Raw genomic sequence first — 24428 nt, 5'->3', positions numbered from 1 at the left:
AACGTTGAAGTTTAGGGTTACCAGTGTGTCTGCTTCATGGACTCTTCCGAACAGGACACTAAGTCGACAAGTGGCGCACGTTCAACGAACACGCCGAACCTCCCGTTTTTCTTTTCACCCTATGTGATCACCTGTAGCGCTGACCAACCAGGGTGCTGGCCAGGCCAAATACGCGTCAACTGCTCGACACCGCAGGGGCGGTGGGTGCACTCACGTCGAAGTGTCCCGCTTTGGGAGTGGCTTTCATGAGAGCGGTGAGGACTCTCGCCTTCGCCGGGCCTTCTTCACCGCTGCCCCAGACCACCGTGCGACCCCGGGTGAGTTCCAGGGAGATCGAGTCGTACGAGGTGACCCGTACGACCTTGGTGCCCTTCGCGACGCCGGCCGGAAGTTCACTCGCGACCCGGACCGCTTCCTGCGCCAGCCGGGCACTGCCGAAGCGGCGCAGACTCGCGGACTGACCGGGCGTCAATTCCAGCAGCGGTACATGCCCGGGCGATTTGTCCACCGTTGCGAAGCGCACGCCTTTCGCGTCCACTTCAATGAACTTTGCGCCCTTTTTCACCAACAGGACCGGCTGTCGTTCGGTCACCTTAAGTCCGATTCCGTGCGGCCATGACCGTACGACATCCACCGAGTCGATACGAGGCAACTTCTGGCGCAACCGGTCAGCGATGGCGTCGGTATCCACGGAGATCAGCGGGGCCCCGATCGGTACCGCAGCCGCGGCTTCCACCTCGGCCGGTGTCAGTACGTCGACGCCGGTGGTCCTGACCTGCTCGGCCCGGAGCCAGGAGGAGCCGTAGAGCGTCCAGACGGCGCCGGAGGCGAGCAGCAGCACGAGCACACCGATCACGATCAGCTGTCTGCGGCTGGGCAATCTGCGCCCTTCGGGGCGCAGACGCGCCGGGCGGGCCGGGGAGTCCTCCTGCTGCGCTGCACCGCGCTGGGCGGTCGTCGGTCCGGCCACGCTCGCTCCTTATGCCGGGTCCGGGGGCCACCGCTCCCGGACCCGTCCGCCTCACGCGTTGCGGCGTGCGGCAATCGCCTCGTACACCATGCCGACGAGCAGGTCGTCGGCGTCCCGGCGGCCGAACTCGGCGGCGGCGCGGGACATCTCGTACAGCCGGTGCGGATCCGCAAGCACCGGAAGGACGTTGCCCTGCACCCACTCGGGGGTGAGCGCCGCATCGTCCACCAGCAGACCGCCGCCGGCGTTGACCACCGGCTGGGCGTTGAGCCGCTGTTCGCCGTTGCCGATGGGCAGCGGCACATAGGCGGCGGGGAGCCCGACGGCGGAGAGTTCGGCGACGGTCATCGCGCCCGCGCGGCAGAGCATCATGTCAGCCGCCGCGTACGCGAGATCCATCCGGTCCACGTACGGTACCGGGATGTAGGGCGGCATCCCGGGCATGTTGTCGACGCGCGGCAATTCGTTCTTCGGGCCGACCACGTGCAGGATCTGGATCCCGGAGCGCTGCAGCAGTGGGGCGACCCGCTGGACCACTTCGTTGAGGTGGCGGGCGCCCTGCGAGCCGCCGGAGACCAGCAGCGTCGGCAGGTTGGGGTCGAGACCGAAGGCGGCACGCGCCTCGGGGCGGACCCGGGCCCGGTCCAGGGTGGCGATGGTCCGGCGGAGCGGGATGCCGATGTAGCGGGCACCACGCAGCTTGCTGTCGGGGGTGGAGACGGCGACCCCGTGGGCGTACCGCGAGCCGATCTTGTTGGCCAGGCCCGGCCGGGCGTTGGCCTCGTGGACGACGATCGGCACACCGGCCCGCTTGGCAGCGAGATAGCCGGGCAGGGCGACGTAGCCGCCGAAGCCGACCACGCAGTCCGCCTTGGTGCGTTCCAGGACCTGCTCGGCGGCCTTGATGGTGCCGCGCAGCCGTCCCGGGACGGTGATCAGTTCCGGGGTGGGCTTGCGCGGCAGCGGCACGGCCGGGATCAGGGCGAGTTCGTACCCCCGCTCGGGTACGAGCCTGGTCTCGAGTCCGCGCTCCGTGCCGAGGGCAGTGATTCCCACGGTCGGGTCCTGCCTGCGCAGGGCGTCCGCGAGGGCAAGCGCGGGCTCGATGTGGCCGGCGGTCCCCCCACCGGCGAGTACGACATGCACCGAAATTCACCGCTCTCCGGACGGACGCTTCTTGACGCGCCGTCTCATCGTCTTCCATCTCACCCCGGGCCTCCGCATGGCCAGGGCCGCCTTCGCTGCGGGATCCTCTCGCGCGAACGCGATCAGCAGCCCGACAGCGAACATGGTCGGCAGCAGGGCCGATCCTCCGTAGGAGAACAGCGGGAGCGGGACACCGGCGATCGGCAGCAGGCCGAGCACCGCACCAATGTTGATCACGGCTTGCACCGTGATCCAGGTGGTCACACCTCCCGCGGCGTACCTCACGAAGGGGTCCTCCGTGCGTCCGGCCACGCGGATACCCGCATAGCCTAGAGCCGCGAAGAGGGCGAGTACCGACAGCGTCCCCGCCAACCCCAGTTCCTCCCCGGTGATGGCGAAGATGAAGTCGGTGTGCGGTTCGGGCAGTTGACCCCATTTTTCCACACTTGCACCGAGCCCGGAACCGAACCATCCACCGGACGCCAGAGCATAGATGCCGTGCACGGCCTGCCAGCAGGAGTCCCCCGGGCCGGGTTCGCTGGCGCCGATGCAGGCGAGCCTGGACATCCGGTTCGGGCTGGTCTTGATCAGCACGAAGGCGATCACTCCGGCGAAGGCGAGCACTCCGGCGAAGAGCCGGGTGGGTGCCCCGGCCAGCCAGAGCAGTCCGAACAGGATCGCCGTGAGAATGATCGCAGTGCCCATGTCGCCACCGAGCATGATCAGCCCGAGGAGCATGAAGGCGACCGGGACGAGCGGTACGAGCATGTGCTTCCACTGCGTGAGCAGCCGTTTGTCCTGTTTACGGGCGAGCAGGTCCGCGCCCCACAGGACCAGGGCGAGCTTTCCGAACTCACTGGGCTGGAGCTGGAAGGGGCCGCCCAGATAGAGCCAGTTCCGGTTGCCGTTGACCGACATCCCTATCCCCGGCACCTGGACCAGCACCATCAGGAAGACGGTTCCCATGAGCAGCGGATAGGCGAACGCCCGGTGCAGTTTGGTGGGCATCCGGGCAGCCAGCGCCATCAGTCCGGCGCCGATGACGGCGGCGAGGAACTGTTTACGGAAGAAGTAGGTGCCGGGTTTGTCCAGCTCCAGGGCCTTGATCATCGAGGCGGAGTAGACCATCACCAGGCCGAGCACGGTGATCAGCAGGCCGGCGCCCAGGATCAGGTAGTACGCGGTCAGAGGGCGGTCCCAGGCCCGGCGCGCCTGCTCGTACATCCGCCGCACACCGCCGCCGCGGGGGGACCGGGGGCTGCCGGAGCGCCCCTTGGAGCGCGGCGCCGAGGGGCGCCGGGAGCCGGTGACCGACCGGACGCGCAGGGCGGGGCCAAGGGGCGCCGGGGAGCCCACACCCGCGAGCAGGGGCGGGGTGAGCGCCCGGCTGATCGCCGCGGTGGCCCGTGAGCGGTCCCCACGGGGCGCGGCGGAGCTCTCTTCGGCCGGCATTGTCGCTGTCCCCTCCACTGCTCGTGCCCGGGGCTGCTGCCGAGGGCCGGGGCCCGTGGCGCGGCCGCCCGCACCCAATCATCCGGGACAGTACGGCGCGGGGGCCGGGCCCGTCAGTCGCTCTCGGCGGCGAGTGCGCGGACCGCGTCCGCGAACGCCTCGCCCCGCTTGTTGTAATTGACGAACATATCCATCGAGGCGCAGGCCGGGGCCATCAGCACGGTGTCCCCCGGACGGGCGAGCCGTGCCGCCTCGCGGACCGCCTCGGACATCGCCCCAGTGTCGGTCCGGTCGAGGTCGACCACCGGGACCTCGGGGGCGTGTCGCGCGAGGGCTTCACGGATCAGGGCCCGGTCGCGGCCGATCAGTACGACGCCCCGCAGCCGCACGGCTGCCCCGGTCACCAGCTCGTCGAAGGTGGCTCCCTTGGCGAGGCCGCCGGCGATCCAGACAATCGGGTCGTAGGCCGCGAGGGAGGCCTCGGCAGCATGGGTGTTGGTGGCCTTGGAGTCGTCGATGTACGCGACCCCGGCGACGTCCGCGACATGCTCGATGCGGTGCGGGTCGGGGCGGAAGGCCCGCAGTCCGTCCCGTACGGCCGCGGGCTCGACACCGAAGGCGCGGGCCAGGGCCGCGGCCGCCAGGGCGTTGGCGATGTTGTGCGGGGCCGACGGGTTGACGTCGGTTACCTCGGCGAGCTCCTGGGCCTGCTTCTGCCGGTTGGCCACGAAGGCGCGGTCGACGAGGATGCCGTCGACGACGCCCAGTTGGGACGGGCCCGGTGCGGCCAGAGTGAAGCCGATGGCGCGGCAGCCCTCTTCGACGTCGGCCTCGCGGACCAGGTCCTCGGTCGCCTTCTCGGCCGCGTTGTAGACGCAGGCGATACGGTTGCCCTCGTAGATCCGGCCCTTGTCCGCGACGTACGCCTCCATGGAGCCGTGCCAGTCGAGGTGGTCGGGGGCCAGGTTGAGGACTGCCGCGGAGTGGGCGCGCAGCGAGGGCGCCCAGTGCAGCTGGTAGCTGGACAGTTCGACGGCGAGTACGTCGTACTTCTCGTCACCGAGGACGGCGTCGAGAAGGGAGACGCCGATGTTGCCGACGGCGGCGGTGCGCAGCCCGGCCGCCTCCAGGATCGAGGCGAGCATCCGGACGGTCGTGGTCTTGCCGTTGGTGCCGGTGACCGCGAGCCAGGGTGCTGGTTCTCTGCCATCGCGACCGCGCAGCCGCCAGGCGAGTTCGACGTCGCCCCAGACCGGGACGCCCGCCTCGGCGGCTGCGGTGAAGAGCGGCTTGTCGGGCTTCCAGCCGGGGGTGGTGACGATGAGCTCGGTGGACTCGGGCAGGGTCGCCCCGTCGCCGAGGCGCACGGTGATGCCCTGCGCCTCCAGCTCCGCGGCCTGCGTACGGGAACGTTCGTCGTCCCCGTCGTTGACCACCGTGACAACCGCCCCGAGGCTGTGCAGCACCTTGGCCGCCGGGATTCCGGAGACTCCGAGTCCCGCGACGGTGACGTGCTTGCCCTGCCAGTCCTGGTTGCTCACTTCTCGGCTGCCCACCCTGCGTAGAAGAGACCGAGTCCGACGATCACGCACATGCCCTGGATGATCCAGAAGCGGACCACGACAAGGACTTCGGACCACCCCTTGAGTTCGAAGTGGTGCTGGAGCGGCGCCATCCGGAAGACCCGCTTACCGGTCATCTTGAAGGAGCCGACCTGGATGACCACGGACATGGTGATCATCACGAAGAGGCCGCCGAGGATGGCCATCAGGAATTCCGTGCGGGAGCAGATCGCCAGGCCGGCGAGCGCGCCGCCGAGGGCGAGCGATCCGGTGTCACCCATGAAGATCTTGGCGGGCGAGGTGTTCCACCACAGGAAGCCGAAGCAGGAGCCCATCAGGGCGGAGGCGACGACCGCGAGGTCGAGTGGGTCTCGTACCTGGAAACAGGCGTTGGGGTTGGTCAGGGTCTCCGCGTTGACGCAGGACTCCTGGAACTGCCACAGCCCGATGAAGGTGTACGCGCCGAAGACCATCACCGACGCACCGGTGGCCAGGCCGTCGAGACCGTCCGTCAGATTCACGCCGTTGGACATGGCGAGGATCATGAACAGCGCCCAGACGACGAACAGCACCGGGCCGATCGACCAGCCGAAGTCCGCGACGAACGACAGCCGGTCGGAGGCCGGGGTGTTGCCCTGCTTGTCCGCGAACTGGAGCGAGAGGACGGCGAAGGCGCTGCCGACGATCAGCTGGCCCGCCATCTTCGCCTTGGCCCGCAGACCCAGCGAACGCTGCTTGACGATCTTGATGTAGTCGTCGAGGAAGCCGACGAGACCCATGCCGGTCATCAGGAAGAGCACCAGCACACCGGAGTAGCGCATCTCCTCGCCGGTGATCACCTTCGCCAGGACGTACGCGATGATCGTCGCCAGGATGAAGGCAATACCGCCCATGGTGGGCGTGCCCTTCTTGGAGCCGTGGGTGCGCGGGCCGTCGTCCCGGATGAACTGCCCGTATCCCTTGCGGGCGAGCAGCTTGATCAGCAGCGGAGTTCCGACCAGGGTCAGGAAGAGCCCGATGGCCCCCGCGAAGAGGATCTGCCTCATCGGCCGGTGACCTCGCCCTCGGACGCGTTCTCCAGCAGTGCCATGGCGACCTGCTCCAGGCCGACCGACCGGGACGCCTTCACCAGCACGACGTCTCCCGGGCGCAGTTCACTGCGCAACAGGTCGACGGCAGCCTGTGCGTCGGACACGTGCACCGACTCCTCACCCCACGAACCCTCGTTGTATGCGCCCAGTTGCAGCCAGGAGGCTTCTCTGCCCCCGACTGCGACGAGCTTGCTGACGTTGAGCCGGACGGCGAGCCGCCCGACCGCGTCGTGCTCGGCGAGCGAGGCGTCGCCGAGCTCGGCCATGGGGCCGAGCACCGCCCACGTACGCCGGCCCTTCCCCATGGCGGCCAGCGCGCGCAGCGCTGCTCTCATGGATTCGGGGTTCGCGTTGTAGGCGTCATTGACGAACGTCACGCCGTCCGGACGCTCGGTGACCTCCATGCGCCAGCGGGAGAGGGTGCCCGCCTCGGAAAGCCCTTCGGCGATCTCGTCTGCGGACAGGCCCAACTCATGGGCGACGGCGGCCGCGGCGAGCGCGTTCGACACGTGGTGCTCACCGTACAGGCGCATGGTCACGTCGCTGCACCCGGTGGGTGTGTGGAGCTTGAAAGTGGGGCGCCCGTCGTCGGTGAGACGGACCTTCTCTCCCCGTACGTCCGCATCCGCGGCTTCACCGAAGAGCAGCACCCGGGCTTTCGTACGGGAGGACATGGCGCGCACGAGCGGGTCGTCGGCATTGAGTACGGCGAGGCCGTCCTCGGGCAGGGACTCGACCATCTCGCCCTTCGCCTTGGCGATCTGCTCGCGGCCGCCGAACTCGCCGATGTGGGCGGTGCCGACATTGAGGACGAGGCCGATCCGGGGCGGGACGAGGCCGGTGAGGTAACAGATGTCGCCGATGTAGCGTGCACCCATTTCGAGGACGAGGTGCTGGGTGTCCTCGGTGGCACGCAGTGCGGTGAGCGGCAGGCCGATCTCGTTGTTGAGGTTGCCCTCCGGGTAGACGGTGGGCCCCTTGCGTTCGAGGAGCTGGGCGATGAGGTCCTTGGTGGAGGTCTTGCCGGCGGAGCCGGTGAGGGCGACGACGGTGGTACCGAGGCGGCCGACGACGGCGCGGGCGAGCGCGCCGAGCGCGGCCACGACGTCGTCGACGACGATCGCCGGAACACCGACGGGGCGGGCGGCCAGCACGGCTGCCGCGCCCGCCTCGACGGCGCCCTGCGCGAAGTCGTGGCCGTCGACCCGCTCGCCGGTGAAGGCGACGAACAGGCTGCCTTGCTTCACCTCTCGGGAGTCCATGACGACAGGCCCGCTGACGGTCGCTGCCGGATCCGGTATGTCGTACGACTGCCCGCCGACGATTTCGGCGATCTCGGCGAGGGAAAGGGCGATCACTTGGTCATCCCTGACTGTTGTTCTCGTGGGTGTGGGCGCGGTGGGCGGCGCTGTCGGTGCTGCTCCGCCCCAGGGACCGCTCGATGGCCGCGCGCAGGACCACGCGGTCGTCGAAGGGGCGTACCACGCCATGGATGTCCTGGCCCTGCTCGTGGCCCTTGCCGGCGATCAGCACCGTGTCACCGGGCTCGGCGCGGGCGACCACGGCTGCGATGGCGGCGGCCCGGTCGGCGTCGACCAGGACGTCGCCCCGCTCGTGGACGGGCACCTCGGCGGCGCCCGCGAGCATTGCGGCGAGGATTGCGAGGGGGTCCTCGGAACGGGGGTTGTCGGAGGTCAGTACTGCGGTGTCGGCGAGGCGGGCCGCGGCGGCGCCCATCGGTCCGCGCTTGGTGGTGTCGCGGTCGCCGCCGCAGCCGAGGACGATGTGCAGCCTGCCCTCGGTGACCTTCCGCAGGGAGCGCAGCACGGATTCGACGGCGTCGGTCTTGTGCGCGTAGTCGACGACCGCGAGGTACGGCTGTCCGGCGTCGACGCGTTCCAGGCGGCCGGGGACGCCCGGAACGGCGGCGACACCGTCGGCTGCGGTCTGCGGGTCGAGACCCGCGACGGCGAGCGTGACGATCGCGGCGAGGGTGTTGGCGACGTTGAACGGGCCGGGCAGCGGGGCCCTGGCGGCGATCCGCTCGTCCTTGGGGCCGACGACGGCGAAGGTGGAGCCCAGCGGTCCGACCTCGACGTCCTCGGCGCGCCAGTCGGCGTCCGGGTGGCCCTCGGCGGAGAAGGTGACGACCGGGACGGAGGCCTCGGTGACCAGCCTGCGGCCGTACTCGTCATCGAAGTTGACGACGCCCTGCCGGCTGCGCAGCGGGGTGAAGAGCTGCGCCTTGGCCTGGAAGTAATCCTCCATTCCGGAGTGGAACTCCATGTGCTCCGGGCTGAGGTTACTGAAGACCGCGACGTCGAAGACGCAGCCGTCGACCCGGCCGAGCACCAGGGCGTGGCTGGAAACCTCCATGGTCACCGAGTCGACGCCGCGTTCACGCATGACGGCGAACAACGCCTGCAGGTCGGTGGCTTCGGGGGTGGTGCGCTCGGACTTGATGCGCTCGTCGCCGATCCGTGTCTCCACGGTGCCGATCAGCCCGGTGGCACGCCCGGCGCCCCGGAAGCCGCCCTCGATGAGGTAGGCGGTGGTGGTCTTGCCGGAGGTTCCGGTGATGCCGATCTGGAGGAGGTCGGCGCCGGGCCGTCCGTAGATCTCGGCAGCGAGTTCGCCCATCCGGCCGCGTGGGTCCTCGGTGACCAGCACCGGCAGTCCGGTGGCGTCGGCGCGCTCGGCGCCGGCCGGGTCGGTGAGGATCGCCGCCGCGCCGAGGCCGGCAGCCTGGGCCGCGAAGTCGGCGCCGTGGAAGCGGGCGCCCGGCAGGGCCGCGTACACATCACCGGGGCGGACCGCCCGCGAGTCGTGGGTGATGCCGGTGACCTCGCCGGTTCCCGGCGGTTCGACTCCCAGCCGGGCTGCCAGCTCGCCGAGGGGCGTCGGCCTGAGCCGATCCGGGCGGGGCGCTCCCGGGTAGTTCACAGGGGCGTCCTTCTGGGTGGTTTGAAACTGATCAGCGTGGGGCACGGCGGTGAGCGTACCGGGCCCACCCGGCCTCTCGCGAAGTGAGGGGGCGGGGCTCTGGTGGTTCCCGTTCCGGTTCCCGGGATCGGGGGTGATGGTTGTCACTGGCTGGTTTCCCCGTGTTCACTCGCCGGGTTTGAAGGACACCGGCAGCCGGGCTGGCTTGCTGCCGGACGGTGGGGTCTGGAGGGTCTTGAGCGCGAACTCCATGACCTGCTTGTAGATCGGTCCGCAGATCTGGCCGCCGAAGTAGCTGCCCTTGGTCGGGTTCTGAATCGCGCAGTAGACGGTGATCTGCGGGTTGTCGGCGGGTGCGAAGCCCGCGAAGGACGCCGTGTAGCCGTGGTAGCCGCCGCGTACCGGATCGACTCGGTTGGCCGTACCGGTCTTGCCCGCCACCCGGTAGCCCGGGATCTTGGCCTTCGTCCCGGTGCCTTCCTCGTCACCGACCACCGACTCCAGCATGGCGGCGAGCGACTTGGCGGTCTTCTCGCTGACCACCCGGGTCCGTTCGGGAGCGGCGGCGGCCTTGAAGTGGCCGTCGGGGCCCTTGGTGCCACGTACCAGCGTGGGCGCGACGCGCACCCCGCCGTTGGCGATCGTCGAGTAGATGGAGGCGGCCTGCATGGCGTTGAGCGAGAGGCCCTGACCGAACGGGATCGTGTACTGCTGCGAGGTCGACCAATCCTCGGGCTTGGCGAGGATGCCGGGGGTCTCGCCCGGGTAGTCGAGACCGGTCGGCGAGCCGATCCCGAATTTTCGCAGGTAGGAGTAGAGGACCTTGTTGGCCTCGGCCTGGGTCCTGCCGAGTTCTCCGGTGGCCAGGATCGTGCCGATGTTGCTCGACTTGGCGAGTACGCCGTTGAGTGTCAGGTACCAGGTGGGGTGGTCGATGTCGTCCTTGAAGAGCCGGTCGCCGCGGTGCAGCCGGTTGGGGACGGTGACATGGGTGCCGGGGGTGGCGACCCCCTCCTCCAGCACGGCGGCCATGGACATGACCTTGCTGGTGGAGCCGGGCTCGTACACGTCCTGGAGCGCCGCGTTTCCCAGTGACGCCGCGTCGGCCTGCGAGAGGTCGTTGGGGTCGAAGCCGGGTGCGTTGGCCATGGCGAGGACCTCGCCGGTCCTGGTGTTCTGCACGATCACATAGCCGCGGTCCGCCTTGGACTTCTTCACCTGGTCGGTGATGGCCTGCTGGGCGGCCCACTGGATGTCGCGGTCGATGGTCAGCTCGATGTCGGACCCGGCGACGGCCGGGACCTCCTTGGTGCCCGCGGTGGGTACCCGCCGGCCGCCGGACTGGGCGTACTTGATCTTGCCGTCCTCGCCCGCGAGCTCCTTGTCCAGCTGCGATTCGAGGCCGCCTGCACCCTTGCCGTCGGTGTTGACATAGCCCAGTATCCCGGCGGCGAGCCCTCCGTTCGGGTAGACCCGCTTGGTCGTCGACTCCTGGAAGACCCCGGCCAGCACATTGGCTCCGGCGCCGCCGGCCGCCTTGTCCTTCGCGGCCTTCTCGGCGAAGACGGACTTGAGGTCCTTGATCTGATTCCAGACCTGCGGGGTCTGGCGGCGGGCCAGGACGGTGTAGCGGCCCTTCTTGGACAGCTTCTCGGTCAGTTCGGAGGCGTCGGCGCCGAGGATCGGGGCGAGGAGCGCCGCCGCCTGCTGGGGCGCGTCGGGGGTCTTGCTGATCTCCGGCGTGAACATCGACGGGTCGGCGGTGATGTCGTACGCGTCGACGCTGGTGGCCAGCGCGATACCGCTGCGGTCGGTGATCTCGCCGCGCTCTGCGGAGATCGTGTAGCTGAGGTAGCGGTTCTCCTTGGCCTTGGCCGCGTACGCGTTGGCGTCGACGACCTGGACCTGGAGGAGCCGGACGACGAACGTCAGCATGACGAGCGTCAGGGCGAGACTGACCAGGCGTAGCCGGGGACGCGGGCTGCCGAGGCGGAGGGAGCGCGCGGGCCGGTTGCGGGGCGCGCGGACACGCGGTGCCGGGGACGACGGGCGGCGGGCGGCGGGCCGGGGGCGTCCCTGGCCGCCTGCGGCGCTGCGGGGGCGCGCGGGGCCGGGGACCCGGCGGCGCGGTGGTTCCTTGGAAGGCACTGCGTCACCTGCCGGGGCTCGTCGAAGGCTGGTTTGCCAGGGCATGCGGCCCGGCGGGCGAGGCCGCGGAGGTGCTGGGCTTCACGGCGGCGCCCGAAGGGGTGGCCGACATCGGGGGAGAGGGCGAGCCGGCGGACGGCGCGGTCGCGGGGGGCGCCTGGGGGGTTCTGGGCTTCTGCGGCGGTGTTGCGGGGGTCGGCTCGGCGCTGGCCTCGGCGGCTACGCCGCGGACCTTACCGTCCGGATCGAGAAAGGCGGGGCTGCCGCCGGGCACCATGCCCAGCTTGCGGGCGCGCCTCTCCAGGGCGTCCGGCTCGGAGTATCGGTCGACGTCGCGCTGGAGGGCCTGCTGCTCGTCCGTGAGCTCGGTGGTCCGTTTCTTCAGCTCACTCAGCCTGAACGATCCTTCGTTGAGGGCCGAGTTGAGAACCAGAAGCGTGATGAGCCCGCCGCCGAGGAGCAGCACGACCAGCAGGACGAAGGGGGTACGGGCCGCGGTGCTGGGCCCGGACGGCATCAGCCGGGCGAGCCGCGCTGCCCGCCCTTTCAACTGCCCGGCCGGTCTGCTCACCACGCCGCCCCGGGTGTCGCCGGTGTCCGGGTTCCCGGACACCGGACGCTCATCGTTCCTCCTCGCGGATCCGCTGGGCGCCGCGCAGCCTGGCGGGGGCGGCGCGCCGGTTCTCGGCGACCTCCTCCTCCGTGGGCAGCTCCGCGCCACGGGTCAGCAGCTTCAGCCGGGGCTGATAGCGCTCGGGCACGACCGGCAGTCCGGGTGGCGCGGTGGTGGCGGCGCCCGCCGCGAAGACCTGCTTGACCAGCCGGTCCTCCAGCGAGTGGTACGAGAGGACGGCGATACGGCCGCCGACCGCGAGGCTCTGCACGGCGGCCGGAATGGCCCTCTCCAGGACGGTGAGCTCGCCGTTGACCTCGATGCGCAGCGCCTGGAAGGTGCGCTTGGCAGGGTTGCCGCCGGTGCGCTTGGCGGCCTGCGGCAACGCGTCACGGATCAGCTCGACGAGCCGGGCGCTGTTGCTGAACGGCTCCTTCTCGCGCTCGCGTACGATCGCGGAGACGATCCGCTTGGCCTGCTTCTCCTCGCCGTACGCCCGCAGGATCCGTACCAGTTCGCCCGGCGGATACGTGTTGAGCACCTCGGCCGCGCCGATGCCGGTCGTCTGGTCCATGCGCATGTCGAGCGGGGCGTCCTGGGCGTACGCGAATCCGCGGTCGGCCTCGTCCAGTTGCATGGAGGAGACACCGAGGTCGAACAGGACGCCCTGGACCTTGGGGATGCCGAGTCTGGCGAGCACCTCGGGCAGTTCGTCGTAGACCGCGTGCACCAGGGTGGCCCGGTCTCCGTACGGGGCGAGCCGCTCGCCGGAGAGCCGCAGCGCCTCCTTGTCACGGTCCAGCGCGATCAGCCGCGCGGAGGGGAAGGCGGAGAGCAGCGCCTCGCTGTGTCCGCCGAGGCCGAGGGTGCAGTCGACCACCACGGGCTGCGGCGGGCCGGGCGCCTCCAGGGCCGGGGCCAACAGGTCCAGGCACCGCTGGAGCATCACCGGGACGTGTCGGGTCTGGCTCATGCGCCCTCTCAGGCTCAGGTCCCGTGTGGCTGCACGTACGGCCTGGTCCCCGCCCACCCGGAAGGGGAGGTCGGCCGGCGCCGGGGAAGGGGCGTCGGCCGACCGGCGAGCGGGAGAGGGCCGGACCGTACGCACGCCGCACACACGGGGGAAATCTACGGAATGTGCAGGGTGTCGGTAACTTCCCGTCACTTTAGTCCACCCTGCCATTCGATCGATTCCCGATCAATCAACCGGGCAGCGCGTCGCCCTGCCCGCCGTTCACCCGGTCGAATGAACAGCTGTGAGGCTTGTGGGTTACCTCACACAAGCCTCGTTGACGTTCTTTGTCCCTTCTCACAGCACGACGGGACCAAGGGCGAGAGCTAACGTCATATCCATGCCGACTTCCGCGCACTCCTCCGTCGAGCCCTCCGTGCCCGCTGCCGACCAGGCCCGCACCGGGGGCACAGTCACCGACCGCCTCGTCGAGGCGAACGTCCGGTACGCCGCCGAATTCAACGACCCGGGCATGGACGCCAAGCCGGTGCTGCGCGTCGCTGTGGTCGCCTGCATGGACGCCCGGCTCGACCTGCACGACGCACTCGGTCTGTCGCTCGGCGACTGCCACACCATCCGCAACGCGGGCGGCGTGGTCACCGATGACGTGATCCGTTCGCTGACCATCAGCCAGCGGGCTCTCGGCACCCGCAGCGTCATACTCATTCATCACACGAATTGCGGCCTGGAATCGATCACCGAGGAATTCCGCCAAGAGCTGGAAGTGGAGGTCGGTCAGCGTCCGGTCTGGGCTGTCGAGGCATACAAGGACGCCGACCAGGACGTACGGCAGTCGATGCAGCGCGTGCGCACCTCGCCGTTCCTGCTGCACACCGACGACGTCCGCGGCTTCGTCTTCGATGTGACCAGCGGCTTGCTGCGCGAGATCCTTCCCGTCTCCTGACCGCCCGGACGGGCGTACGTCGGGAACCGATAACCTCACCGACCCCGACATATCGCCCCCACTTGTCCACAGGCGAGTGACACGAAGCGGTAACGGCAACAAGAATGCGCATGTGGCATCTCACCGGACGTTTCCGGAGGGGTGTCCGTGTTTCGGGGTGGGCCGGGCCGCTGCATGCGCGTCGGCCCGTGAATGGGGTATCCCCTGCTCCTGGCGAGCGTGGGGCAGGGCCGAGGAGGGCCGGGTGACGACCTATGACGATCGAGCGAGCCTCACAGATCTGACCACGACTGCGGAGCGGGTGCGCAGGTCGGTGGAGAGCGTGATCGAGGGCAAGCCTGAGGTCGTACGGCTTTCGCTGACCGTGCTGCTGGCGGAGGGGCATCTCCTCATCGAGGATGTCCCCGGGGTCGGCAAGACAATGCTGGCCAAGGCGCTGGCACGGTCCATCGACTGCTCGGTGCGGCGTATTCAGTTCACACCGGACCTGCTGCCTTCGGACATCACCGGTGTGTCCATCTTCGACCAGCAGCGGCGCGACTTCGAGTTCAAACCGGGCGCGATCTTCGCCCAGATCGTGATCGGCGACGAGATCAACCGGGCCTCGCCGAAGACCCAGTCGGCGTTGCTGGAGTCGATGGAGGAGCGCCAGGTCACCATCGACGGGCACACGTACGAGCTGCCCGACCCGTTCATGGTGGTGGCCACCCAGAACCCGGTGGAGATGGAGGGCACCTATCCGCTGCCCGAAGCCCAGCGCGACCGGTTCATGGCCCGGGTGTCGATCGGCTATCCGAGTGCGGACGCCGAGCTGCAGATGCTCGATGTGCACGGCGGGACCTCGCCGCTCGACGATCTGCAGCCGGTGGCGCACGCGCACGACATGGTGAAGCTGATCGACGCGGTACGGACGGTCCATGTGGCCGACGCCGTGCGGCGGTATGCGGTGGAGCTCGTCGGGGCCACCCGCAGCCATCCCGATCTCCGGCTCGGCGCCTCGCCGCGAGCCACCCTGCATCTGCTGCGCGCGGCGAAGGCCTCCGCGGCGCTGAGCGGCCGGGACTACTGCCTGCCGGACGATGTGCAGGCGCTGGCGGTCGCGGTGCTCGCGCACCGGCTGCTGCCGACGGCACAGGCCCAGCTGAACCGTCGTACCGCCGAGCAGGTCGTGCTGGAGATCCTGCAGCAGACACCGGTACCCACCGCCGGCGGCGGCGCCGCCCAGGTACAGCCCCAGCACCGGCCGGGCCGTCCGGTGTACAGCCGGCCGCAGCCCGGCGTACGGCGGGTGTGATGACCTCCGGGGGGCCGGCCGCGATGGACGACGGCGACGACAAGGGCGGTCTGCGGGCCGCTCTGAGCGGGCTGACCACACGCGGGCGGTCCTTCCTCGCAGCCGGTATCGCCGCGGCGATCTGCGCGTATGTGCTGGGACAGGCGGATCTGCTGCGGGTCGGGCTGCTGCTCGCCTCGCTGCCACTTGTCTGTGTCGTGGTGCTCGTCCGCACCCGTTACCGGGTCGCGGGCACCCGGCGGCTCTCGCCGTCCCGGGTGCCCGCGGGCACGGAGGCGCGGGTCCATCTGCGGATGGAGTCGCGGCTGCCGACCGGGCTGCTGATGCTGCAGGACCGGGTGCCCTATGTGCTCGGGCCGCGGCCCCGGTTCGTGCTGGACCGGGTGGAGGCGGGCGGCCGTCGCGAGGTCTCCTACCGGGTGCGGTCGGATCTGCGCGGGCGCTATCCTCTGGGTCCGCTGCAGCTGCGGCTGAGCGATCCGTTCGGGATGTGCGAGCTGACTCGTTCGTTCAGCGCCTACGACACCCTCGTCGTCATTCCTCGGACCGAGCCGCTGCCGCCGGTACGGCTGGCGGGCGAGGCCCCCGGGTACGGCGAGGGACGACAACGTTCGCTGGCGCTGGCCGGTGACGACGACGTGATTCCGCGCGGCTACCGGCACGGCGACGATCTGCGCCGGGTCCACTGGCGCTCCACCGCGCGCTACGGCGAGCTGATGGTGCGCCGCGAGGAGCAGCCGCAGCGAGCCAGGTGCACGGTGCTGCTGGACACCCGGCGGATCGCCTATCAGGGGACGGGGCCCGACTCCGCCTTCGAGTGGGCGGTGTCCGGTGCGGCGTCCACGCTGGTGCACATGCTGGAGCGCGGCTTCGCGGTCCGGCTGCTGACCGACGACGGGAACGCGGTTCCGGGCGAGGGCGAAGGAGGCTTCGCCGGATCGACGCAGGAGTCCGCCGACTCCGCGGGGCTGATGATGGACACCCTGGCGGTGGTCGATCACTCCGACGGGGGCGGTCTGTCACGTGCGTACGACGTGCTGCGCGGCGGCAACGAAGGGCTGCTGATCGCGTTCTTCGGTGATCTGGACGAGGAGCAGGCGGCGGTGGCGGCCCGGATGCGGCAGCGCAGTGGCGGCGCCGTCGCGTTCGTACTGGACAGCACGGCCTGGGTTCAGGGCGCCGCCGCGCCCGCGGGGACGGACACGGCGTTCGAACGGCGACTGCGGCTGCTGCGCGAATCGGGCTGGACGGCGGTGGCGGTGGCGCCGGGGACCGGTCTCGCCCGGTATTGGCAGCAAGCGGGACACCAGGGCCTGGCGACTCAGTCCGCTGCCGTCGGCGGCACCACAGGTGGCACGACAGGTTTCTCCGGGGGATGGTCATGAGCGGTCGTGGTCGGCTGACGCTGTGCGCTTTCGCGGCGACGCTGATGGCAGCGGGCTCGATGCTGCCGCTGGTCGAGCCCGCCGGATGGATCCTGCAGGCCGCGTTTCTGCTGGCGGTCCAGAGCGGGATGGGCGCGCTCGCCCGCCGGGTGCCCATGCCCCGGATGCTGATCGTCGCGGCGCAGACACTGGTCACGCTGGTTCTGCTGACGGTGGTGTTCGCCAGGACTCAGGCGTTGGCCGGTGTCCTGCCGGGTCCGGAGGCCGTCCAGCGGCTCGCGGATCTGCTGACGTCGGGCGCCGAGGATGTCGGGAGGTACGCCGCTCCGGCGCCCGTGACGGACGGCATCCGGCTGATACTGATCGGCGGTGTGCTGCTGGTCGGCCTGGCCGTGGACGCCCTCGCTGTGACGTTCCGCAGCGCGGCCCCGGCCGGTCTGCCTCTCCTCGCGCTGTACTCGGTGGCTGCGGGACTTTCCGAGGGCGGAGCGGACTGGCTCTGGTTCCTGCTCGCGGCCGGTGGCTATCTGCTGCTTCTGATGGCCGAGGGCCGGGACCGCCTCTCCCAGTGGGGGCGGGTCTTCAGCGGCGCGACCAGCCCCCCTGGCGGTCCGGCGGTCGGTGCGGCGTTCTCCGGCGGCCGCCCGACGGCACCGGTCCGCACCGGACGCCGCATCGGTGCGCTTGCGCTGGGGATCTCACTGGTCGTACCGGCGGCGCTGCCCGCGCTCGACAGCGGTCTGCTGGCCGGTACGGGCGGCACGAACGGCAAGGGGAGCGGAGGCACCATCTCCGCGGTCAATCCCCTGGTCTCGCTGCAGAACAATCTGAACCAGCCGGAGAACCGGGAGGTGATGTCCTACCGCACCAATTCCGGTGACCCGCAGGGCTTCTATCTGCGGATCCTGTCCCTGGATCAGTTCAACGGAAGAGAGTGGCGGCCCTCCACGCGCCGTCTGGAGGATGTGCCGAAGCGGCTCCCGACCCCGGAGGGCCTCGGCGCGGACGTCTTGGCCACGGAGATCAGGTCGAACATCTCCGCGTCCCGTTCCTACCAGCAGACCTATCTACCGCTCCCCTACCCCGCGACCGAGGTCAGGATCGGCGGGCGCTGGCGGTACGAGCCGATGGGACGGACACTCGTCGGTGACCGCGGGGAGACGACCCGCGGTGCGCAGTACCAGGTCTCCAGTCTGGTGGTCCATCCGACCGCCGATCAGCTCGCCGCGGCAGGCACCGCGCCGGCCGCTCTGCAGCGCGAGTACACCAGTGTTCCCGACTCCCTGCCGAAGGTGGTCAGGCAGACCGCGGACAGGGTGACGCAGGGCGCCGCCAACAACTACGAGCGGGCGGTGAAGCTGCAGAACTTCTTCGCCTCGGACGGCGGCTTCACCTACGACACCTCGGTGAACTCGGGCACCGGGAGCGCGGCGATCGGCCGGTTCCTGAAGGACAAGCGGGGCTTCTGCGTCCACTTCTCGTTCACGATGGCCGCGATGGCGCGGACGCTGGGTATTCCGGCCCGGGTCGCGGTGGGCTTCACTCCCGGCACTGCGCAACCGAACGGTTCGGTGTCGGTGGGGCTGCGCGATGCTCATGCCTGGCCCGAGCTGTATTTCGAGGGCATCGGGTGGACCCGTTTCGAACCGACCCCGACGCGGGGCACCGCCCCGTCGTACACCCAGTCGGACGCCCCCGCCGGCGGCACGTCCGACCCGGCCCGGCCGGAGAAGGGCGCCTCGGCCGCTCCGACGGTCGCGCCGTCCGTCTCGGACAGCTGCCCGGCCCAGATGCGCAAGCAAGGCGAGTGCGGCAGCTCGGCTGCGCCGGGGGTAGCGGCTCCGACGGATTCCGGGACGCCGACAGGCACCGTCCTCGGTCTGGTCCTGGCCGCCCTGGTGATCCTGGCGCTGCCGTTGCTGCCCATGCTCTGGCGGGTTCGGGCGCGCAGGCGCCGGCTGAGTTTCTCCGCCGGGCGTACGCCGGCTGATGCGACGGCCAGAACGCTGGCAGCCTGGCGGGAGATCATCGACACGGCGTGGGACCACGGCATCGAGCCGGATGACTCCCAGACCCCGCGCAAGGCGGCGGCCCGGGTGGTGCGGCTGGGTCAGCTCGGCCCCGACGAGGCCGCCGCGGTGCACCGGGTGGCGGGGGCGGTGGAGCAGGTGCTCTACGCCCCGGAGCCCCGGTCGGGTACCGGGCTCGCCGAGGACGTGGAGACGGTGCGGGCCGGACTGCGGGCGTCGGCCGGGCGGTTCGCCCGGATCCGCGCAGTCGCGGCACCACGCTCGGCCGTTCGGGTGATCTGGGCGGCCTCGGATCGCTGGGCGGCGTTCACCGGTAGGTGGGCGGAGCGGTGGGGCCGGGGCCGGTGGGCTGGTTGGCTGCGACGGCCTTCCCGCCAGCAGGGGTGACGGGGGCCGGCCTGCGACCCGCCTCTGTCACGCCGGCAGGGGTGACGGTGGGCCTGGCCTGCGGCCCCGCCTCTGTCCTCAATCGCCGGACGGGCCAGTAGGCGCCCCGGGCCCACCCGGCAGCCTTTCGCCCCCAGCAGCGGACGGGCTTGAAGCTTCCTGTGGCCCGCTCCTGACAGTCCCTTGCCCTGAATGGCCGGACAGGTTTGGAGCTTCCTCGCACTGCCCCGTATGAAGGTGCGCCCTCAAGCGCCGGGCAGGCTCGATTTTCGGGCCTGCCCGGCATTTGAGGGCAGCGGCGGGCCGAAGGCCGACCCCGGGCACACGTGAGGGGCGGCCGCAGAAATGCGGCCGCCCCTCACCCAAGATTGTCCGAGGCCCTACTGGCCCTGCTCGTCACGGCGACGCTGCCACCGCTGCTCGATCCGATTCATCACGGTCCGGCGTTGCCTGGGCTGACGGCGCTCACCGCCGACGGCTGCCTGTCGCTCGCCCGGCTTGGGCGCTTTGCGCCAACCTGTGACCGCAAGGACCGCGCAGCCGAGCATGACGAGGAACCCCACCACGCTGATCCAGATCTGCTGGGCGACCATTCCGGCCATGAGGAGCGCGATACCCACCAGGAAGCCTGCGACCGCCTGGTAGACCCGTCGCCGGGTGTACATACGCAGCCCGCTTCCCTCGAGCGCTGTCGCGAACTTGGGATCTTCGGCGTACAGCGCTCGCTCCATTTGCTCGAGCATTCGCTGCTCGTGCTCCGAGAGCGGCACGGAGTCCTCCTCGTCGTCGGCCGCGGGGGGCGGCCGGTATGCGGCCCTTCCAGGATAGGCAGGGAATCGCCCCCGTGAAACCCGCCCAATTTGCCAATCAGCCAGTCCGGGCCGCCATGACAGCTCAGCCGCTGAGGCGTTGATTCCCCAACCTCCGATCCGTCATGCCGGATGGTGTCCCCCGATCATACGTGGCGAAGCCCCCGATCGGGGGCCCTGGGGCGTACTCCATCTGCGGCTGCGTCCCTGATCAGCCGCGCTACAGCTGAGCTACCACCGGTCGGCGGCCGCGCCCTCAGGCGCGCTTCGTGCCCAGAACGTGCAGCTGCGTCGCGACCGAGTGGAAGGCGGGCTGTTCGGCCGCGGCCGCCTCCAGCTTGAGCAGGGCCTCCATGGCACCGGGCTCGGTGTCCACCAGGACGCCCGGTACGAGGTCGGCGAAGACCCGTACACCGTGGACCGCGCCGACCTCGACGTCCGCCGCGGAGACCAGCTCGGTGAGCTGTTCCGCGGTGTAGCGCCGGGGCACCGGGTCCCCTTCGCCCCAGCGGCCCGCCGGGTCGCCGAGCGCCTGCCGCGCCTCGGTGAAGTGACCGGCGAGCGCCCGGGCCAGGACCGCGCCACCGAGCCCGGCGGCAAGCAGGCTGAGCGCACCGGACGGACGGAGCGCCTCGACCGCGTTGCGCACACCCTCGGCGGGGTCGTCCACGTACTCCAGGACTCCGTGGCACAGCACCGCGTCGTAACCACCGCGCTCCACCACCTCGAACAGGCCGTGGATGTCGCCCTGGACCCCGCGGACCCTGTCGGCGACCCCGGCCTCGGCGGCTCGGCGCTCCAGGGCGAAGAGCGCGTTGGGGCTGGGGTCGACGACGGTGACCCGGTGGCCGAGACGGGCGACCGGCACCGCGAAGTTGCCGGTGCCGCCGCCGGTGTCCAGGACATCCAGGGCGTCCCTGCCAGTCGCCTTGACCTGGCGGTCAAGGGCGTCCTTAAGGACCTCCCAGACCACGGCGGTACGGAGGGAGGCGCGGGGGCGCAGCTGGTCCGACACGGCAGATGACTCCTCGGCACGGTGCCGCCGCTGACGGCGGAGCGTGAACAGTGCAGGTGGTACAGGTGCTGTCCACCCTATTGCCTCGCGCCCCCGTCGCCGTCATCCTGCGTCGGGCCGCTCCCTGCGGGCCTGTGGGAGCACCGGCTGAAGCGCCAGCAGCCGCTCGACCAGGCGCAGGAACATCGCCGCGTCACGCAGCAGATCGTCGGCGTCCCGCCGGCTGGCCGCGCCCGGTATACCGGCTTCCGCGCGGGCTCTGCGACGGGCGCCGGAGGCGAACAGTGCGCTCCATTCGGTCAGCTCGGGGGCTATTTCCGGGAGAACCTCCCAGGCGCTGCGGATCCGCTCCCGACGCCTTCGGGATGTCTCGGGGCGGCCCCGCACGGCGAGCACGGCGGCAGCGGTGCGCAGCGCGGCAAGGTGGGCGGTGGCATACCGCTCGTTCGGCACATCGAGAACGGCGGCCTCGTCGAGGCCGGCGCGGGCCTGGGCGAGCAGATCGAGGGCGGCGGGCGGCGCCGTGGTGCGGCGCACAACGGGATGGACATCGTTTGCCGGACCGGTCAGTGAGGGGGCAGGGCCGTCTGCGCGGCGCCGGGGTGCGGCTGCTGCGGACGAGTGGGCCATGACGAAACCTCCTGTCTCGTGTAACGGCTCCGTGGCCGTATGTATCCATCGTGAGGGGCGCCACTGACAATCGGGTCCGCCTACCCCCTGACCTGCCCTTTTGCTTCGATCGCGAGTTCGGGATACTTTTTAGACTGACCAGTCAGTTCAAAATGAGAGGGAGAGTCTGTGGACAGCCCGCACGGGGCCGCTGTCACCGCCGAGGATTTCGGGCTCAAGGGACCACGCGGCTGGGCCTTCCGGGGTGTGGGCATCAAGGCCGGGCCCGGCTCACTCGTGGCGATCGAGGGCCCGTCCGGCTCCGGCCGCACCTGCCTGCTGCTCGCCCTCACCGGCCGGATGCGCCCCACCGAGGGCCAGGCGGAGATCGGCGGACTGCGCCTGCCGCGCCAGATGGCCGCCGTACGCCGCATCAGCGCACTGGGCCCGGTGCCCGGGGTCAGCGAGCTCGACCCGGCCTTCACCGTCGCCGAGCACCTGCGGGAGCGGGCCCTGCTGCAGCGCCGCTTCGACGGTTCGCTGCGCGCTCTGCTGCGTCCGCGCGCCGAGCGCATCGCCGCCGCGCAGGAACGGATCGACGCGGCGCTGGACGCCGCCGGACTCGACCCCGCCGCCCTGCCCAAGGCCGAGCAGACCCCTGTACGGGATCTGGAACGGCTGGAGGCGCTGCGGCTGTCCATCGCCCTCGCCCTGATCGGCCGGCCCCGGCTGCTCGCGGTGGACGACACCGATCTCAAGCTCTCCGACGCCGAACGGGCCCAGGCCTGGGAGCTGTTGGGGTCCATCGCCGGCAGCGGGACGACGGTGCTCGCCGTGTGCAGCCAGGCACCCGAGGACGCCATCACCGTACGTACCGACACCACGGCCGCACCGGCGGACGCGCAGGACACCGCAGCCGAGGAAACCACGACCGAGGAGGGATCGGCCGATGCGTTCGCCGAGACTGGCCGCGCTTGAGCTGAAGCGTTTCGGCAGGGGAAAGCTGCCGGTCGCCGCACTGATCGCGCTCCTGCTGCTGCCGCTGCTCTACGGCGCCCTGTACCTGTGCTCCTTCTGGGACCCGTACAGCCGCCTCGACAAGATCCCGGTCGCGTTGGTCAACGACGACAAGGGCACCACCGCCGACGGAAAGCACATCGCGGTCGGCGACGAGATCACCGGCGAGCTCCTCGACTCCAAGACCTTCGAGTGGCACGAGGTGAGTTCCGCCGAGGCGCACAAGGGCGTCGAGGACGGTACGTACTACCTCTCGCTCACCATGCCGTCGGACTTCAGCAAGCGGATCGCGTCCAGTTCGGGTGACTCCCCCGAGACCGGCGCGCTCCAGGTGCGGACCAACGACGCCAACAACTACATCGTCGGGCAGATCTCCCGGACGGTGTTCTCCGAGGTGCGCACCGCCGCGTCGACCAGTGCCTCGCGCAGCTACCTCGACCAGATCTTCATCGGCTTCTCCGACATCCATGACGCGACGGCGGAGGCCGCCAAGGGTGCTGACGACCTCAAGGGCGGCATAGGCGAGGCGAAGAAGGGATCGCAGGATCTGGCTGACGGGCTGAAGGATGCCAAGGCCGGCAGCAGCAGTCTGGCCGGTGGGATCACCAAGCTGAACGAGGGCGCGGGCGACCTCGAAACCGGCTCCCGGCAGGTCGCCGAGGGCACCCAGCTGCTCGCTGACAAGGTCAGCGGGGTGGCGGCCGACGTCCGCCCGTTCCTGAAGGACAACGGCAAGTCGATCGGCGACACCGCCCGGCTGGTCGCCGATTCCTCGCAGACCGTACGGGACAACCTCGACACGCTGGTGAAGTCGGCGCCCACCGCGGCCACCGCCGCCCACACGGCCTCCGACGACCTGGCCGAGGTCTACCGCACCACATGCACGGAGCAGCCGCTCGCCGACCCCACCGCCTGCCCGCCGCTGAAGCGCGCGAAGACCGCGGCGGCCGATGTCGCGAAGGTCGCCGACGATGTGAATGTGCTGGTCACGAACCAGAACGGCGACCTGAAGAAGCTGCGCGCCCAGTTGACCACGCTGCAGCAGCAGGCCAATGACCTGGCCGAGAGCGCGCCGCACCTGGACGAGGACCTGAAGGCCGCGGTGAAGAAGGTCAACTCGCTCAACACCGGCGCCCACGAGGTCGCCAAGGGAGCGGACGAACTGCACACCGGCCTGGACACGGCCAAGACCGGCTCCACCGACCTGGACACCGGTGTGAGCAACCTCAAGAAGGGCGCGACCGATCTGGACGGCGGGCTGATCCGGCTCAGCGACGGTTCGGCCACCCTCGCCCAGGGACTCAACGACGGCGCCGGCGAGATCCCCGACTACGACAAGAAGGACCGCGACGCGCGTACGGAAGTCATGGCCGACCCGGTACAGCTCGCCTCCAAGTCGCTGCACGCGGCCCCCAACTACGGCACCGGCTTCGCCCCTTACTTCATCCCGCTCTCCCTCTGGGTCGGTGCGATGGTGGCGTACATGCTGATCCAGCCGCTCAACCGGCGCGCACTCGCCGCCGGGGCCTCCGCGTGGCGGATCGCCTTCGCGGGCTGGCTGCCGGTGGCCGCGATCGGTCTGGTGCAGGTGGCCGCCCTGATGTCCGTACTGCACTGGGGGCTCGGTCTGCAGATGACCCGTGCCGCCGGGACAATCGGCTTCCTTGCGCTGGTGACCTGCTGCTTCGCAGCGATCGTGCAGTGGCTCAACGCCCGGTTCGGGGCTGCGGGACGGATTCTTGTGCTGGCGGTGCTGATGCTCCAGCTGACCTCGGCCGGGGGCACCTATCCCGTCGAGACCAGCCCCGGATTCTTCAACGCGATCCACCCCTACCTGCCGATGAGCTACGTCGTCGAGGGGCTGCGCCGGCTGATCACGGGCGGCGGGCTCGGTCCGGTCTGGCAGGGCTGCGCGGTGCTGCTGGCCTTCACGGTGGGGGCGCTCGCCCTGACCGCGGTCGCCGCACGCCGCAAGCAGGTATGGACCCTGGACCGGCTTCACCCGGAGCTGAGCCTGTGAGCGCAACCGGACCTGTGAGAA

The 24428-nt window shown here is 70.3% G+C and carries 19 protein-coding genes; 6 read left to right on the top strand and 13 right to left on the bottom strand.

Going from position 1 to position 24428, the window contains the following annotated elements:
• Positions 1 to 175: 175 nt before the first annotated feature.
• The 10 genes from OG953_RS31515 to rsmH all read right to left on the bottom strand — a co-directional run bounded on the left by OG953_RS31515 (position 176) and on the right by rsmH (position 12898).
• Positions 176 to 970 (bottom strand): cell division protein FtsQ/DivIB, encoded by a 795-nt coding sequence (locus OG953_RS31515; protein ID WP_405688608.1) that lies wholly within the window; start codon positions 968 to 970, stop codon positions 176 to 178.
• 51 nt (positions 971 to 1021) lie between these two features.
• Positions 1022 to 2116 (bottom strand): undecaprenyldiphospho-muramoylpentapeptide beta-N-acetylglucosaminyltransferase, encoded by a 1095-nt coding sequence (murG, locus tag OG953_RS31510; RefSeq protein ID WP_266361976.1) that lies wholly within the window; start codon positions 2114 to 2116, stop codon positions 1022 to 1024.
• 6 nt (positions 2117 to 2122) lie between these two features.
• A complete protein-coding gene (ftsW, locus tag OG953_RS31505; RefSeq protein ID WP_405688607.1) occupies positions 2123 to 3568 on the bottom strand; it encodes a putative lipid II flippase FtsW in 1446 nt (481 codons plus the stop codon).
• A 113-nt stretch (positions 3569 to 3681) separates the two neighbouring features.
• The gene (murD, locus tag OG953_RS31500) at positions 3682 to 5109 is read right to left on the bottom strand and encodes a UDP-N-acetylmuramoyl-L-alanine--D-glutamate ligase (protein ID WP_405688606.1); all 1428 of its coding nucleotides are present in this window, start codon (positions 5107 to 5109) and stop codon (positions 3682 to 3684) included.
• Entirely contained in the window at positions 5106 to 6176 is a 1071-nt protein-coding gene (gene mraY, locus OG953_RS31495; RefSeq protein WP_405688604.1) for a phospho-N-acetylmuramoyl-pentapeptide-transferase, read from the bottom strand. The genes murD and mraY overlap by 4 nt, the downstream gene beginning before the upstream one ends.
• Positions 6173 to 7579, bottom strand: a complete 1407-nt coding sequence (murF, locus tag OG953_RS31490) for a UDP-N-acetylmuramoyl-tripeptide--D-alanyl-D-alanine ligase (RefSeq protein ID WP_382298728.1) — start codon at positions 7577 to 7579, stop codon at positions 6173 to 6175. The genes mraY and murF overlap by 4 nt, the downstream gene beginning before the upstream one ends.
• 4 nt (positions 7580 to 7583) lie before the next feature.
• A complete protein-coding gene (locus OG953_RS31485) occupies positions 7584 to 9311 on the bottom strand; it encodes a UDP-N-acetylmuramoyl-L-alanyl-D-glutamate--2,6-diaminopimelate ligase (protein ID WP_405688603.1) in 1728 nt (575 codons plus the stop codon).
• Between the two features lie 18 nt (positions 9312 to 9329).
• A complete protein-coding gene (locus OG953_RS31480; protein ID WP_405688602.1) occupies positions 9330 to 11312 on the bottom strand; it encodes a penicillin-binding transpeptidase domain-containing protein in 1983 nt (660 codons plus the stop codon).
• 4 nt (positions 11313 to 11316) lie between these two features.
• Complete coding sequence (locus tag OG953_RS31475; protein ID WP_405692166.1) at positions 11317 to 11883, bottom strand: septum formation initiator family protein; 567 nt, start codon at positions 11881 to 11883, stop codon at positions 11317 to 11319.
• Positions 11884 to 11932: 49 nt separating this feature from the next.
• The gene (gene rsmH, locus OG953_RS31470) at positions 11933 to 12898 is read right to left on the bottom strand and encodes a 16S rRNA (cytosine(1402)-N(4))-methyltransferase RsmH (protein ID WP_405688601.1); all 966 of its coding nucleotides are present in this window, start codon (positions 12896 to 12898) and stop codon (positions 11933 to 11935) included.
• Between the two features lie 379 nt (positions 12899 to 13277).
• Between rsmH and OG953_RS31465 the strand changes: the two genes are divergently transcribed.
• The 4 genes from OG953_RS31465 (at position 13278) to OG953_RS31450 (ending at position 18937) form a co-directional block, all read left to right on the top strand.
• On the top strand, positions 13278 to 13841 hold the full coding sequence (locus tag OG953_RS31465; protein ID WP_405688599.1) for a beta-class carbonic anhydrase: 564 nt from the start codon (positions 13278 to 13280) through the stop codon (positions 13839 to 13841).
• Between the two features lie 244 nt (positions 13842 to 14085).
• Complete coding sequence (locus tag OG953_RS31460) at positions 14086 to 15135, top strand: AAA family ATPase (RefSeq protein ID WP_405688598.1); 1050 nt, start codon at positions 14086 to 14088, stop codon at positions 15133 to 15135.
• Complete coding sequence (locus OG953_RS31455; protein WP_405688597.1) at positions 15135 to 16520, top strand: DUF58 domain-containing protein; 1386 nt, start codon at positions 15135 to 15137, stop codon at positions 16518 to 16520. The genes OG953_RS31460 and OG953_RS31455 overlap by 1 nt, the downstream gene beginning before the upstream one ends.
• Positions 16517 to 18937, top strand: a complete 2421-nt coding sequence (locus tag OG953_RS31450) for a DUF3488 and DUF4129 domain-containing transglutaminase family protein (RefSeq protein WP_405688595.1) — start codon at positions 16517 to 16519, stop codon at positions 18935 to 18937. Before OG953_RS31455 ends, OG953_RS31450 begins: the two co-directional genes overlap by 4 nt.
• A 380-nt stretch (positions 18938 to 19317) precedes the next feature.
• Here OG953_RS31450 and OG953_RS31445 read toward each other — a convergent pair whose 3' ends face one another.
• The 3 genes from OG953_RS31445 to OG953_RS31435 form a co-directional block, all read right to left on the bottom strand.
• Entirely contained in the window at positions 19318 to 19707 is a 390-nt protein-coding gene (locus OG953_RS31445) for a DUF3040 domain-containing protein (RefSeq protein ID WP_405688593.1), read from the bottom strand.
• 295 nt (positions 19708 to 20002) lie between these two features.
• Positions 20003 to 20761, bottom strand: coding sequence for a class I SAM-dependent methyltransferase (locus OG953_RS31440; protein ID WP_405688591.1), 759 nt, complete (start codon positions 20759 to 20761; stop codon positions 20003 to 20005).
• A gap of 102 nt (positions 20762 to 20863) precedes the next feature.
• Positions 20864 to 21391: an SAV_6107 family HEPN domain-containing protein gene (locus tag OG953_RS31435; RefSeq protein WP_114244081.1), complete on the bottom strand. Its 528-nt coding sequence runs from the start codon at positions 21389 to 21391 to the stop codon at positions 20864 to 20866.
• 168 nt (positions 21392 to 21559) lie between these two features.
• Between OG953_RS31435 and OG953_RS31430 the strand changes: the two genes are divergently transcribed.
• Both OG953_RS31430 and OG953_RS31425 read left to right on the top strand, forming a co-directional pair.
• Positions 21560 to 22348, top strand: a complete 789-nt coding sequence (locus OG953_RS31430; protein ID WP_405688589.1) for an ATP-binding cassette domain-containing protein — start codon at positions 21560 to 21562, stop codon at positions 22346 to 22348.
• Complete coding sequence (locus OG953_RS31425; protein ID WP_405688588.1) at positions 22320 to 24407, top strand: YhgE/Pip family protein; 2088 nt, start codon at positions 22320 to 22322, stop codon at positions 24405 to 24407. Before OG953_RS31430 ends, OG953_RS31425 begins: the two co-directional genes overlap by 29 nt.
• Positions 24408 to 24428: the final 21 nt, after the last annotated feature.

Source organism: Streptomyces sp. NBC_00057 (genome assembly GCF_045041165.1).
In the GTDB taxonomy this organism is placed as follows: Bacteria; Actinomycetota; Actinomycetes; order Streptomycetales; family Streptomycetaceae; genus Streptomyces.
The sequence above is the reverse complement of the archived record's forward strand: the minus strand, read 5'-3'. Positions and strand labels throughout refer to the sequence as shown.